Annotated in this window: 13 protein-coding genes; 11 read left to right on the forward strand and 2 right to left on the reverse strand. The window is 31.9% G+C overall.

Going from position 1 to position 15210, the window contains the following annotated elements:
- Positions 1 to 4 precede the first annotated feature (4 nt).
- The 6 genes from GKZ88_RS05545 to rpe all read left to right on the forward strand — a co-directional run bounded on the left by GKZ88_RS05545 (position 5) and on the right by rpe (position 7148).
- The gene (locus tag GKZ88_RS05545) at positions 5 to 1228 is read left to right on the forward strand and encodes a DUF4249 domain-containing protein (protein WP_155101397.1); all 1224 of its coding nucleotides are present in this window, start codon (positions 5 to 7) and stop codon (positions 1226 to 1228) included.
- 62 nt (positions 1229 to 1290) lie between these two features.
- Positions 1291 to 2991, forward strand: coding sequence for a hypothetical protein (locus tag GKZ88_RS05550; RefSeq protein ID WP_155101398.1), 1701 nt, complete (start codon positions 1291 to 1293; stop codon positions 2989 to 2991).
- Between the two features lie 154 nt (positions 2992 to 3145).
- Positions 3146 to 3697, forward strand: a complete 552-nt coding sequence (locus GKZ88_RS05555) for an RNA polymerase sigma factor (RefSeq protein WP_155101399.1) — start codon at positions 3146 to 3148, stop codon at positions 3695 to 3697.
- Positions 3687 to 5165: a hypothetical protein gene (locus GKZ88_RS05560; RefSeq protein WP_155101400.1), complete on the forward strand. Its 1479-nt coding sequence runs from the start codon at positions 3687 to 3689 to the stop codon at positions 5163 to 5165. Before GKZ88_RS05555 ends, GKZ88_RS05560 begins: the two co-directional genes overlap by 11 nt.
- Before the next feature lie 83 nt (positions 5166 to 5248).
- A complete protein-coding gene (locus GKZ88_RS05565) occupies positions 5249 to 6112 on the forward strand; it encodes a sigma-70 family RNA polymerase sigma factor (protein WP_007804760.1) in 864 nt (287 codons plus the stop codon).
- A gap of 373 nt (positions 6113 to 6485) precedes the next feature.
- A complete protein-coding gene (rpe, locus tag GKZ88_RS05570; RefSeq protein ID WP_155101401.1) occupies positions 6486 to 7148 on the forward strand; it encodes a ribulose-phosphate 3-epimerase in 663 nt (220 codons plus the stop codon).
- On the opposite strand, the gene GKZ88_RS05575 is transcribed toward rpe, so the two are convergent.
- On the reverse strand, positions 7125 to 7907 hold the full coding sequence (locus GKZ88_RS05575; RefSeq protein ID WP_155101402.1) for a DNA/RNA non-specific endonuclease: 783 nt from the start codon (positions 7905 to 7907) through the stop codon (positions 7125 to 7127). The two genes, rpe and GKZ88_RS05575, sit on opposite strands and share 24 nt — an antisense overlap.
- 93 nt (positions 7908 to 8000) lie before the next feature.
- Entirely contained in the window at positions 8001 to 10184 is a 2184-nt protein-coding gene (locus GKZ88_RS05580) for a carboxy terminal-processing peptidase (protein WP_155101403.1), read from the reverse strand.
- Positions 10185 to 10396: 212 nt separating this feature from the next.
- Here GKZ88_RS05580 and surE point away from each other — a divergent pair, with 212 nt between their 5' ends.
- The 5 genes from surE (at position 10397) to GKZ88_RS05605 (ending at position 15206) form a co-directional block, all read left to right on the forward strand.
- Complete coding sequence (surE, locus tag GKZ88_RS05585; protein WP_155101404.1) at positions 10397 to 11176, forward strand: 5'/3'-nucleotidase SurE; 780 nt, start codon at positions 10397 to 10399, stop codon at positions 11174 to 11176.
- Complete coding sequence (locus tag GKZ88_RS05590) at positions 11169 to 11441, forward strand: hypothetical protein (RefSeq protein ID WP_155101405.1); 273 nt, start codon at positions 11169 to 11171, stop codon at positions 11439 to 11441. Before surE ends, GKZ88_RS05590 begins: the two co-directional genes overlap by 8 nt.
- A gap of 67 nt (positions 11442 to 11508) precedes the next feature.
- Entirely contained in the window at positions 11509 to 12627 is a 1119-nt protein-coding gene (gene lpxB, locus GKZ88_RS05595; protein WP_155101406.1) for a lipid-A-disaccharide synthase, read from the forward strand.
- Between the two features lie 11 nt (positions 12628 to 12638).
- The gene (locus GKZ88_RS05600; protein ID WP_155101407.1) at positions 12639 to 13124 is read left to right on the forward strand and encodes a C40 family peptidase; all 486 of its coding nucleotides are present in this window, start codon (positions 12639 to 12641) and stop codon (positions 13122 to 13124) included.
- A gap of 45 nt (positions 13125 to 13169) precedes the next feature.
- On the forward strand, positions 13170 to 15206 hold the full coding sequence (locus tag GKZ88_RS05605) for a ComEC/Rec2 family competence protein (protein WP_155101408.1): 2037 nt from the start codon (positions 13170 to 13172) through the stop codon (positions 15204 to 15206).
- Positions 15207 to 15210: the final 4 nt, after the last annotated feature.

Here is a 15210-nt window from a genome sequence, read left to right on the forward strand (position 1 = left end):
CATAATGAAACTTAAAACCCAACATATTAATCACTTATTCAAAATACTGTTTTTTACAATATTCTGCTTTTCAATTAGTGGCTGTACTGAACAATATGTTTTTCAGTCAAATACTTTTGAAAGCATACTAGTCGTTCAGGCAAACATCACAAACGAATTAAAAAAACAAGAAGTGAAAGTTAGCCGATCATACCGTCTTGGAGGAAAAGAAGAAGAATTTGAAAAAGGAGCAAATGTTTATGTAACTGATAGTGAAAACAATAATTATGATTTTGAACTTGAAGATTTTTCAGGTCTTTATGTTTCAAAAAATCCTTTTCAGGCAGTTCCAGGAAGATCATATCAATTAAATATTGCTACAAAAGATGGAAAATCCTATTCATCTGCTTTACAAACTTTAACCACAGTAAGCGAAATTAATGTCGAACCAAAAGTAGAAACAGTTGATGGCATTAAAGGAGTACAAATAGTTGTGACCAGTAATGATCCTACTGCAACTTCAAAATTTTATAGATTTGAATACGAGGAAACCTATAAAATTGTATCGCCCTACTGGAGTCCCAACAAACTTATCGTAGATCCAAGTATGATCAATGATCCAGAGCCTAATTTCTTAATTGTTCCAAGAACAAAAGAAACAAGAGTATGCTTCACCACAAAAAAATCAGATGATTTGATTTTAATCAGCAATGTGGGACAAAGCGAAGATCGTATCAATTTCCCTATACGTTTCATAGACATGGCAAGTCCGCTTCTTAATGAACGATATAGTATTATAGTACGCCAGTATGTACAAAGTTCAGAATCGTATACCTATTACAAAACATTAAAAACGCTTTCTACTTCCTCTAGCTTATTTTCACAAGTACAGCCTGGATTTAATTACGGAAATTTAAAAAACAACGATGATCCGGAAGAAAAAGTAATTGGCTATTTTGAAGTCTCATCTGTTTCTTCAAAAAGAATCTTTTTTAATTTTAGAGATATCTTCCCAGTAGAGCCATATCCGCCATTCTTTATGCAATGTATTCCACAAGAATTAGCGAATTGCTGGGATGCAAAAGGCTGTGCTGGCGCCACCATATTGGCCTTGGTTAAATCTCCTGTACCTGAAAAAGTATATTATGGCAGTCGCTTAAATATGCAAATAGTAGTCTTTGTTGAGTCTCCATGTGGCGACTGCACCAGTATTTCATCTAACATAAAACCTTTATTTTGGATAGATTAAAAAAAATAATCAGCTTGATCTTGCTCATAATTAGTTCTACTAGTATTGGGCAAAATAATTCTTTGCAGAAAAATATAACCATCAGTAAATCGACTAATGAGAGTGTTTTTATTCATTTAAGCAACACAACATTGATCGCAGGAGAAACACTCCATTGTAAGTTCTATTGTTTAAATCCATCTGATAATACATCCAGTTCCATAAGCAAAATTGCTCATGTAGAACTTCTTGATGATCAAAATCAGACTGTTTTTTCGAATAAAATTTATCTCGAAAATGGTACCGGACAAGGAGATTTTTTTATTCCTACAACAGTTAAAACTGGCAATTATAAACTTATCGCCTACACAAATTGGATGTTAAATAAAAAAGAATCCAAAATATCTGAAGTTGATTTGATAATAATTAATCCTTATCTCATTAACAGCAGAAACAATATCCAAAAAACTTCTGAAACACAAAAAAGCGATATAAGAATCACAGAACCTAATTCTAATGCTACAAACACTTCAAAAAGCGAACTTTTTGCTTTAGAATTAGACAAAAAAGCCGCTTCAGCAAGAGAACAAGTTCAGCTTAAAATAAGATCTTTAAAAGCACTTAACACTGCTGGAGGAAGTTATTCTGTATCAATCAAAAGAATAGATAATTTACCTTCAAGAAAACAGAAAGATGCTAACGAATACGCAAAATCAAATTTAAAAAGTGCTTTAAATGACAGTATTCAATTTTTACCAGAACTTAGAGGAGAAATAGTATCAGGTTCTATTATCAACAATAAAAATCCGGAGCAAATCATCGGCAAAAATGTTGCGTTATCAATTCCTGGCAAAGATTTTTCTTTTAAAATTGTCAAAACTGATCAACTCGGAAAATTCAATTTTATTTTAGACAAAGAACCAAACTATTCCAATATTACCGTTCAGGTTATAGAAGCAGATAGAGCCGATTTTAGTATTGATATCAATAAAAACAGAGCATACAATTTATCTGAAATAAAACCAGCAGATGAATTGAACCTGACTTCAGATTATAAAAAAAATATCGAAGAAAGATCTATTGCCAATCAAATTGAAAACATCTATTATTCACTCAAAAAAGATAGTATAAAAGCAAGCAAAAAAGCCGTTTCATTCTATAATCCTCTTGAAAAAGATTATATTCTGGCAGACTATACTAAATTCCCAACTTTAAAGGAAACCGTTACTGAGATACTTAAGGAAGTGTATTATCGTGAAGAAAACAACAATTTTACTTTAGGCGTACGAGACATTAATTACGATTTGAAATTTTTCGCTGAGCCCGCTTTAGTTCTTGTTGATGGTTTGTTAATTCAAAACACCAACGAATTAAAAGACTATAAAATGGAAAATGTTTATAAAGTAAGTATTGTTCCCGGAGTTTACCTTTATGGCCCTACAGCTTTCAATGGCATCATTAGTTTTACAACAAAAAATAATGACTATTTAAGCAAAGAAAAAGGAAGTTATTTTTTGAAAACAGAAATTCAGAGACCTCAGGAAAAAATATCTTACTTCAAACAAGATTATACAGACAAAAACAAATATGATAGAATTCCAGACTACAGACATCAATTGCTTTGGATGCCGGAATTAACTCTAAATAGTCCTGAAAGTATAATTTCTTTCTTCACATCTGATGTGCCTGGACAATATGAAATAGATTTAGAAGGTTTCACAAAAGATGGTTCTCCAGTATCTCTAAAAGAAACTTTTGAAGTCAAAGATGTAAAAACAAATTAAAAAAACAATTTGTATCGTTATAAAATCCTTGTTTCAAAATATTGAAGCAAGGATTTTTTATTATTTGACGCAACCTTTTTATTTTTTTTTTACTACTAAATAGAATCTGCAATAACAGAGTTAGAAAAGATACCTCAATACTATAAAATAAAACTTGAATTTAGACCAACTCATAAAGGGCTGTATAAAGCAAAATAGAAAAGCACAAGAAGAGCTGTATGAAACATACAAAAAGCCTCTTTATGTGTTAAGTCTAAAATATTGCCAAAATCAAGCTGAAGCTGAAGACAATCTTCATGACACTTTTATTGAGATATTCAGTAATATAAAAAACTATAAGGGTAACGGCAGTTTTGAAGGCTGGATTAAACGAATCACTATCAATAAAGCGATAAGCCGATACAAGCAATCGTATGTACTTACTGCTATTAAAGACGACTATTTTCAGGATGAAACTATAAATGAAAATGAAATTGATTTTTCGCTTGATACCATTTTATCTTTCATTCAGGAACTGCCTCATCAATACAGACTGGTTTTTAACTTATATGAATTAGATGATTTTTCGCATCAGGAAATTTCAGCTATGTTATCCATTTCTGAAAGTACTTCAAAATCAAATTTACATCGGGCAAAACAAATTCTGAAAGAAAAAATCAAATCAAAAAGTACATTTTATTATTCAAAACAAAAAAATGGAAAATAGAACCGAAATAGGAAAAGCAATTAAAGATCAATTAAGTAATTTGGACAAAAGTCCGAGTAGCTTTGTATGGTCAAAAATTGAAAAAGACTTAAATCAAAAAAGACGCAAACGAATTTTAGCTTGGTTAATTCCGAGCTTTGTAGCTATTGCCCTTCTATCATCGGCGCTTTATTATAATTTTAGTTTTCAGGATAATACTCAAAAACAGGAAACACCGTCCCATAAAGAAATACAAACCCAGGCTCCAAATTCAAAATCAAATGAAAGTTCAGTACAAAATGTAAAACCAAATCCAAAATTACAGAAATCCGGACCAGACGAAATTATAACGGTTAAAAAAACCAAAAGTGTAAAATTGGTAAAAGAATCCAGCAAATTAGTATCAACTACCAATGAATACGAAGAATACGAAGTAGTAAAAAAATATAAAGTTGTTATTAAAAAAGAGCAAATAACTACAACACCAATACCCTTACGTATTGCAAAAAAACCTAGTAAACCAAGCATTAGCAAAACGGATATTATAGCAAATAAAACAACCAAAACTTTAAATCCAACTTCGAAAAAAACATCGAAATCTAAAGCTAAAAAACAAAATAAAAAGAGTACGACAAAACCATTAATTTCTGAAAAACCTGAAAACACAACAGTAATAAAAGATACTTTGACTCAAAAGAAAACAGAAATTGTTTTAGAGCAAACAGAAATAAAAAAAGACACTTTGCCAAAAATTGACAGTTTACAGGTAAAGAAACCAGCAACAGCAAAAAGAGAATATGTAAAGAAAGAATATGCTACTAAATCCAAGGAAGCAAATCCAGATTTCAGCGTCCATGCTTTTTATGGACCGGCAATTTCTGGTTCTATAAACGGATCGTCAATGATTAGTCCAACAATGGATAATTTACCAAAAAGCCATCCTATAACGTCTCATTACGGAATATATGCAAAAACAATGTATGCTAGATTTGGTTTTAGAACAGGATTCTCAAAAATAAATTTAAAAACAATCACACAACTTGATCAAAACTTAATTACCGATTTTAAAAACATCAGCCTTAACACTGAAACTAATATAAAGCAGACATTTGGCACTTCTAATGAAGTTGAATTGCTTCAAAAAATCTCTTATTATGAAATTCCGCTAGAGTTTAATTATGCTTTGAAAAATGATGAAAGCAAATTTGACATCGATGCTTTTACTGGATTCAGTTTTTTATTTTTAGATAAAAATGATCTGTATTTAAAATCAGAAAAAATAGCAAAACAGAAAATTGGAGAAGCAAAAAACATCTCCGGACTAAATGTTTCTTATGACTTCGGAATTGGAATAACTTATAAATTGACAGAAAAAATAGGTTTAGATATAAATCCGCTCTTCAAGTATTATCTCAATACTTTTAAAGAAAATGGAGAAGCAAAACCCTATAGTTTATCACTTCAAACGGGCATTAATTATAAATTTTAAAAATATTTTTTAATTAGTTGTAACTTTTTTGATACTTCATACGTATAACCATTTGTACACTTAAAAATTGAGGAGACAAAAACATGAGACAACTTAAAATCACCAAGCAGGTAACTAATCGTGAAACTGCATCGTTAGATAAATATCTACAAGAAATCGGAAAAGTTGACCTAATTACCGCAGATGAAGAGGTAGAATTAGCACAAAGAATTAAGGCAGGTGATCAAAGAGCATTAGAAAAATTAACAAAAGCCAACCTACGTTTCGTTGTATCGGTTGCTAAACAATATCAAAATCAAGGATTAACTCTTCCTGACTTAATTAACGAAGGAAACTTAGGTCTTATCAAAGCAGCACAGCGTTTTGATGAAACTCGTGGATTTAAATTTATCTCTTATGCAGTATGGTGGATTCGTCAATCGATTCTTCAGGCATTAGCAGAACAATCACGTATCGTTCGTTTACCATTAAACAAAATTGGTTCTATCAATAAAATCAACAAAATGTATGCATTATTAGAGCAGTCTAATGAGCGTCCGCCTTCTGCTGAAGAAATTGCAAAAGAACTTGACATGACTGTAAATGATGTAAAAGAGTCTATGAAAAACTCTGGACGTCACCTATCTATGGATGCACCTCTTGTTGAAGGTGAAGATTCTAACCTTTATGACGTTTTACGTTCTGGAGAATCTCCAAACCCAGACAGAGAATTAATTCACGAATCATTACGTACTGAAATCGAGCGTTCATTAGAAACATTAACTCCAAGAGAAGCTGATGTAGTTCGTTTGTATTTTGGTCTTGGCGATCAGCACCCAATGACTCTTGAAGAAATTGGAGAAACTTTCGACTTAACTCGTGAGCGTGTTCGTCAGATTAAAGAAAAAGCAATCCGCAGATTGAAACACACTTCTAGAAGTAAAATCCTTAAAACTTACTTAGGATAATAATATAAATTTCAATATTTTTAAGTTCCAAATCCCAACCAACAACTGGAATTTGGAATTTTAGATTTGGAATTTTAAAGCAAACAACAGTTTGATTGACTGTTCGTTTTTTGATTGATGATTGAAACTCCGGCTGATTACCGGAGTTTTTTATTTTTATTTTTGAAATCTTCTTTTAACACAAAGTGTGCAAAGAATTTTATTCAACATGGTTCTTTAAAAAACGCAAAGTTCGCAAAGCTTTGCGGACTTCGTATACTTCATAATTTCAAATAAAAACTTTGCGAACTTTGCGTAATTCTTTGCGCACTTTGCGGTTAAATTACAATCTACTGCATAAAAAATTTATCTTTGCATAAAACACAACTACACAATGAAAAATACACTTATTGCTCCTTCAGTTCTTGCTGCCGATTTTGCGAATTTACAGCGTGACTTAGAAATGATCAACAACAGTCAGGCTGACTGGTTTCATATCGACATTATGGATGGAGTTTTTGTTCCGAATATTTCTTTTGGAATGCCTGTTTTAGAAGCAATTTCTAAACATGCAAAAAAATATATTGATGTACATTTAATGATAATTGATCCTGATAGATACATTAAAACTTTTGCTGATTTAGGAGCAAATGGATTAACGGTTCATTACGAAGCCTGCACCCATTTACACAGAACTTTACAAGCCATTAAAGCAGAAGGAATGAAAGCCGGAGTAGCGATGAATCCTCATACAAATGTTGATTTATTAGAAGATGTTATAAATGATATTGATGTTGTTTGTATTATGAGTGTAAATCCAGGTTTTGGCGGACAATCGTTTATAGAGAATACTTACGATAAAGTAAAAAAGCTGAAAGCATTAATTACGCGCAAAAATGCTTCAACCTTAATTGAAATTGACGGCGGTGTAACCAGCAAAAATGCAAAACAATTAGTAGAAGCTGGAGCTGATGTTTTAGTTGCAGGAAGCTTTGTTTTTAAAGCCGAAAACCCAACTCAAACTATTTCAGAATTAAAAGTCCTTACTGCTTTTTAAGTTTTTCAAATTCGGGAAGAAATCAATTCCAGTCATTTTTTCTAAAGTTTCTATCGGAACAACGAAATCATAAATTGACTTTTCGCTGTCTTCATTCGGAACCAAAAAAGCAATTGCTTTGTGTTCTTTTCCAGATTTAGCCACAACGATTTTATAAAAATATTTAGGGACAGCGACATTTTCTGTCCCTATTTTTTTATCCGAATCTTTCAAAACACCTCCCGTTACAACATAAATATCATTGTACTTTCCTGCCCAATAACGTGTTTTTTGTTCAATTCTGTTCCAAATTCCGCTATTGAAATCATGTTTTTGAGGAGAAATATTAGAAGTATAGAAAGTATCATTATAAGCATCTTTATTAAATTCCATATCGCCGGCAGGACAAAGATGTCCTTTATCGTATCCCGAATTTTTATAATTCCTCCAGTCTGCAGAACCTGTCGTTACTTTTGGATCTTCAATAAAATAAGGACGTTTATAATCTTCATTTTTCAAATATTCCTTTTTCATTTCATAAGCAACCCATTCTGCCTGCTCAAATTTTTCATTATACGAAAGCGTATAATATGTATGTTTTACAATTTGTCCCGTAGTCGAAGTTGGCAAATAAGAAACCGTATACAAAGAATCTGCAGTATTTTGAGCCGAAGTAAAAGATGCTGGTTTTTCTGGCAGCACTTCTTCCCTTTCTGAATTCTCTTTTTTACAAGAAAACAACATGAAACTAACCAAACCTAAAACAATATATTTTTTCATCTTTTACTTTATTACGAAATAAACTTACAAAAAAATGCTCCATAAATAATATATCTATGGAGCATTTTAATAACAAATTAATTCTTTATTGAACTAAGATTTTACCAGTTTATCCTTTTTCATTTTAGGAGTAACCGTATTTTTTACTAAACCTTTAGTTTGTAAATCATCTAAAACATTTAAAGCTTCTTCTACATAAACATCTTTAGATAATGCCTGGTGCCAAGCCTCTCTTTTTTCTTTTAATGTAGCATCATTATTCATTTCAAGCTCTTCATAAGGCAATGATCTAAAAACCAGATTGTTTTTATAATCAGCAATTGGTTTGTATTTTTTACCTTCACTTTCAACTTGTTCTTGAGTCGCTTTAAAGTTTTTGATATTTAAACTATAAGTGTTCTCTTTATTTTTAACATCAATCCATTTTGCATTATCTTCAATTAATTTGAATTGATCGTTGTTTGCAATTCTGTTTCGGCTGTTATTAATCGCCTGATTGAATTTTTCATTAGAAGTCCAAGTACTGTAATCAGCTGGATCAATTTTATCCCATGGCATTGCGTTGTCAATATCACGCTCACCCATTTTTAAGTAAGCATAACGATCTGGCATCACAACATCACTATGAACACCTTCCAACTGAGTTGAACCTCCGTTGATTCTATAGAATTTTTGTCCCGTAATTTTCAAAGCTCCAAGATCACCGTAATTTGCGTTGCGCACAAACTGATTCAAATCAAGAACATTCTGCACTGTACCTTTTCCGTAAGTTTGTTTACTTCCAATGATTACTCCACGTTTGTAATCCTGAATTGCAGCCGCCAAAATCTCTGAAGCCGAAGCTGAGAAACTGTTAACCATAATTACTAATGGTCCGTCCCACTCGATTTTTTTATCTTTATCGTATAAAACTTCTTTCTTTTTACCAGCAGATTTTACCTGTACAATTGGTCCTTCTTCAATAAATAAACCAGCAATATCAACTACAGTAGATAAAGATCCACCTCCATCATCACGAACGTCAAGTACAATTCCGTTTACATCTTCTTTTTTCAGTCTTTCAACCTCAAGAGCGATATCTTTTCCAGCATCACGACCATCTTTATTTTCAAAATCAATGTAGAATTTAGGCAAATAAATTACACCATATTTCAATCCATTTTTTTCTACAATACTAGATTTAGCATACGTTTCTTCGATTTCAACCACATCTCTGACGATTGAAATTACTTTAATAGTTCCGTCAACCTTTTTAACTGTAAGTTTTACTTCAGTTCCTTTATGACCTTTAATTTTTTTCACAACATCATCAAGACGCATTCCAACAACATCTACTGGCTCTTCGTTTCCTTGTGCCACTTTCAAAATCATGTCACCTGCTTCAAGTTCTTTACCTTTCCATGCAGGACCTCCTGAGATCAATTCGTCAATTTGAGTAAAATCATTTTTCTTAACTAATCTTGCTCCAATACCTTCTAATTTTCCACTGATATTAACATCAAAACGATCTTTTTCTTCAGGTGCAAAGTAGCTTGTATGCGGATCAAAACGTGTCATGATTGAGTTTACATATACAGAAAACCAATCTTCTTTATTCAAATCTTTAATTACGCCAAAATTGTCGTCTAATGATTTTAAAGAACTCTCACGAGTTTCTTTCTCTAAAGTCTCAAAAGATTTTTCTTTGTAAGCAGGATCTTTTTTCTTTTTATCCTCTTCTAATTTTTGCTTTGTTACCAATGAAGAAAGTGTCGACAATTTAATCTGTTTTCTCCATCTTTCATTGATTTCTGTCGCATTTTTAGCATAAGGAAGATGCTCATAATCGGCATTAAAAGTCTCATCAACATTGTAGTTGAAAGGCTGTGCTAAAATAGTCTTGTAGCGTTTTTTGCTTTCTTCCATACGTTTCATCAATCTTGTATAAGTAAGATTAAAAAACGTAAGATCTTTGTTTAAAAACTGGTCATCAAGCTGCAATTCATACTGCTTAAATTCGTCAATATCAGACTGCAGGAAAAACCTTTTTGAAGGATCCAATGCATCAATATAATCTTTAAAAATTCCTTTAGAAAATTCATCGTTTATTTCTGCCGGACTGTAGTGTCCTTTGTCAATAACAAACGCAAGTAATTCTAAAAGTGTTTTATCTCTATTCGGATCTGGATCTTCTGATTTATCTGCGTTTAATTTAAACGCAAATAAGGTTACTGATAAGCATAATACGGCTATAAGTACTTTATAATTTCTTTTCATAAACTGAATAATAGCATTCATCAAATTTTTTAATCTAAGTTACTGCAAAACTATGCCAACAAAGCCAAGTTGAATATAATTTTTTGTTAAAGATATAAAAATGTTTGATGCGCTAAAATCTTCTGGAATTAAGTTGACAATTTTTATTTATTTGTTAGTATTCTACCAAAATCTGTTGCTACATTTGCCTAAAGAACCCTTAATTTTGACAAAACAAAAAACCCTGCCACAGCATGAAAGACGAAAAACCTTTAATATTAGTAACCAATGACGATGGAATTCTGGCACCGGGAATCAGAGCTTTAATTAGTGTTATGGAAACTATTGGAGAAGTTGTGGTTGTTGCTCCAGACAAACCTCAGAGTGCCATGGGGCATGCCATCACAATAAATAACACACTATTTCTAGACAAAATTTCGAAAGATGATGATGTAATTACAGAATACAGCTGTTCTGGAACTCCTGTAGATTGCGTAAAATTAGCAGTAAACGAAATTTTAAAAAGAAAGCCAGATCTTTGCGTTTCAGGAATTAATCACGGTTCAAACTCTTCGATCAATGTAATTTATTCTGGAACAATGAGCGCCGCCGTTGAAGCCGGAATTGAAGGAATTCAAGCAATCGGGTTTTCTCTTTTAGATTTTGACTGGAATGCTGATTTTGAACCTATAAAATCATTCGTAAAAAAAATTGCACTAGAAACGCTTGCCAATAAATTACCCGCTGGCGTCGTTTTAAATGTGAATTTTCCGAAATTAAAAGAAAACGAAATAAAAGGAATAAAAATTTGTCGTCAAGCGAAAGCGTATTATGCGCAAAAATTTGATAAACGACAAACGCCGCATGGAAAAGATTATTACTGGCTGACGGGAAAATTCACAAACGAAGACAAAGGCGAAGATACAGATGAATGGGCATTGGAAAATGGATACATTTCTGTAGTTCCTGTTCAGTTTGATTTGACAGCTCATCATTCAATACAACAACTTAATACCTGGAAATTAAATGAATAAAAAAGATATTCTTATCGGATTTGTAATCGGAATTTTAACTTCTCTTTTAGGGACCTATCTCTTCCTTATTTTATTTACGTCTTTTGATACTTCATCTGGAATTCAAACCATTAGACAATACGGCTATATGGGCAAAGTCATTACTTTAGGTACAATATTAGACTTGCTTCTTTTTCTGTTTCTTTTAAAAAGAAATAAAGAATTGATGGCCCGAGGTGTTGTATTTGCAGTGATTGTTATGGCAATTGCAACTTTATTTATTTAAATCTTATCTTTGTTCTGCAAAAAAATGCTGTGCTTCTAAATTATGGCACACTTTTAAAATACTCAATATGAAATATTACATAATAGCTGGCGAAGCTTCTGGAGATTTACATGGTTCGAACTTAATGAAAGCTTTGTATGAAGAAGATCCACAGGCTGAAATCAGATTTTGGGGAGGCGATTTGATGCAAAAAGCAGGCGGAACTTTAGTAAAACACTATCGCGACTTGGCTTTTATGGGTTTTGTTGAAGTTGTTTTTAATTTGAAAACAATTTTGAGTAATATTAAAATCTGCAAAAAAGACATTTCTGAATTCAAACCAGATGTATTAATTTTTATTGATTATCCAGGTTTCAACATGCGTATTGCAAAATGGGCGAAAGCTTTAAATTACAAAACGCATTATTATATTTCTCCGCAAATTTGGGCTTGGAAAGAAAACAGAATCACAGCGATCAAACAAGATGTCGATAAGATGTTTGTGATTCTTCCGTTTGAAAAAAGTTTTTATGAAGATAAACATCATTTTCCAGTTGATTTTGTTGGGCATCCATTAATTGATGCCATTCAAAACCAGCCTGCTTTTGACGAAGCAACATTTAGAAGAGAAAATGAATTAGGCGAAAAACCTATTATTGCTGTTTTACCAGGAAGCCGTAAACAAGAAATCACCAAAATGTTGAGCGTTATGCTGAGCGTTGTAGATGATTTTCAGGATTATGAATTTGTAATTGCAGGCGCTCCAAGTCAGGATTATGAATTTTATCAGCAGTTTATAAAAAATAAAAATATTGCATTTGTTTCTAACAAAACTTACGATTTGCTGCGTTCTTCAACAGCGGCTTTGGTAACTTCAGGAACTGCAACTTTAGAAACTGCTCTTTTTAAAGTTCCCGAAGTGGTTTGCTATAAAGGAAGTGCAATTTCGTACCAAATCGCTAAACGTATTATCACGCTGAAATACATTTCGCTTGTCAATTTAATTATGGATCAAGAAGTTGTAACCGAATTGATTCAAGACGAATGCAATACAAAACGCATTAAAGAAGAGCTTCAAAAATTATTAGAGCCTGCACACCGCGAAAAATTATTGAAAAATTACGATATTCTGGAACAAAAGCTTGGAGGCGTTGGTGCCAGCAAAAAAACAGCAAAACTTATTGTTGCCGATTTAAAGCAAGCCTAAACCTTTTGATTTTGAAAAAAATAATTGTTTTATTCCTATTGGCAATCACTTTTGCATCTTGTAAATCTTCTTCGAGTGCGATTAGCAAAAAAGAACCAAAACGGGAAAACAAATCAATTGTAAATCATTTAATTGAAACTGCAACAGAAAATATTGGCGCAAAATATAAAGCCGGAGGTACAACAAAAAATGGTTTCGATTGTTCAGGATTAGTTTTTACCACTTTTGAATCTGAAAATATCAAATTGCCTCGAAGTTCATTTGAACAATCACAAATAGGAATTGTTATTCCTTTAAAAGATGCCCAAAAAGGTGATTTGATTTTCTTTAAAACCAACAAAAGCAAGCAAATAAATCATGTTGGACTTATTACAGAAATTAACTCGAATGAAATCAAGTTTATCCATTCTTCCACTTCAAAAGGTGTAATTATTTCATCTACAAAAGAACCTTATTACCAAAATTCTTTTGCGCAAATCAACCGGGTTGTAGAATAATAAAATTATATTCTTTTTCTTACAAAATTTTAATACTTTTAAAACATGAAAGTATTGGATTTTCCCTTGGTCAGAATTACGCTGTGGTTTCTTGCTGGCATTTTATTTTTTTATTATACAAAGATTTCGCTGTTATTTTCAAGTATAGCACTAATTACCAGCACAATTACTTTTCTGATTTTATACTTATTCAGCAAAAAAAGCAAAGCCACAATATCTTTTTTTGGACTAAGCACTTACTTTACAGCATTTTTTTTAGGCGGTATTACATTGCTTTTGCATACAGATTCACTTCAAAAATCGAACTACATTCATTGCCAAAAAGCATTTAACGTTCCATCTGAAATAACATTTACACTGCATGAAAAACTTAAAAGCAATTCGTATAGTGACCGATATACTGCATTCGTAAACAAAATTGACGGAAAAATCTATTCTGGCAAAATCATAGTAAATATTGCAAAAGACAGTACCGATAATTCCTTCATAATTGGAAACCGTATTAAAACCAAAACCATTTTACAGTTTAATAAATCAAGCAAAAATCCAAATCAGTTTGATTATACTAAACACTTATCTGATCGCCAGATTTATGCCCAAATTTATTGCAATAAAAGCCAAATCCAGATTAACAAAGTCATTCAAAAAGATATTTGGTATTATTCAGATTGCCTTCATCAACGCATTATTCGCAATTTGGAAAAAGCACATTTTAATGGTGCCGAAATGAATGTAGCGCTTGCCTTAATTTTAGGACAGCAACAGGAAATTTCAGCAGATATTATTCAGGACTACCAATATTCTGGAGCGACACATATATTATCCGTTTCAGGACTTCATGTTGGTTTTATAATGCTTCTCATAAATTTTATTTTAAAACCAATTCCAAATACAAGGAAAGGTTCTTTTGTAAAATTAATTTCTGTACTGATGGCTCTTAGTTTTTTTGCCATTATTTCAGGTCTATCACCTTCTGTTTTGCGCTCAGTAGTAATGTTTTCTTTTCTGACGATTGGAAATCATCTTCGACGAACTGGCAATATCTATAATACACTTTTAGTTTCAATGCTGCTGATTTTACTGTTCGAACCTTATTTCTTGTTTGACGCAGGTTTTCAGCTAAGTTATATTGCTTTGTTTTTCATTATTTGGCTCCAGCCTTTATTAAAAAAACTATGGAGTCCAAAAAATAAAATCGTTGTTTATATCTGGGATGCGCTCACGGTTTCATTCGCAGCTCAAATAGGCGCTTTCCCATTGTGTTTGTATTATTTCCATCAATTTCCTGGACTCTTTTTCATTACCAATATTGCTATTATTCCGGTTTTAGCTTTTGTAATGATAGCCGGAATCATTGTAATGGTTTACGCCGTTTTTGATTCTCCGCCATTTTTATTAGCCAAAATTCTAGAGAAAAGTATTTATCTATTAAACGAGATAATTCATGCAGTTGCATCGATAAAATCATTCGTAATATTGGATATCAGTTTTAACTTTTACTTTCTGATCACTTTTTATCTTCTAATATTCTCAACAATTATTTGGTTTAAAAAACCATCTTTCGAAAAATTAGCCATGCTATTAACGGCAATAATCATGGTTCAGGTTTCTTTTATTTACACCAAAAAAGAAACTGAAACCCAAAAAGAAATGATTGTGTACAATCTCAAGAAAAAAACATTAATTACAATGCGGTCTGGAAAAAATATTGCTCTTTTTACAAATGACAAACTTCTTTTGACAGATTTAAAAAACAATACTTTAAGTTCTTATTTGGTTGGGAATTTTGCAAAAATAAAATCCGTTAGCCAACTAAAAAATTTACTTTTTTATAACCAGAAAAAAATCTTCATCATAGACAGTTCTGGTATTTACGAAAAAAAGATACAGCCTGATATTTTACTGCTGACACAATCGCCAAGAATAAATTTAGACCGAGTTCTTACTGAAATTCATCCTAAAGCCGTTATTGCTGACGCTTCAAATTCTAATTCAATTCAAAAAATCTGGAAATACACATGCCTTAAAAAAAACATCCCTTTTCATGCCACAGCCGAAAAGGGATATTATCAGTTAAAATAAATTT

Source organism: Flavobacterium sp. LC2016-01 (genome assembly GCF_009711135.1).
Taxonomy (GTDB): domain Bacteria; phylum Bacteroidota; class Bacteroidia; order Flavobacteriales; family Flavobacteriaceae; genus Flavobacterium.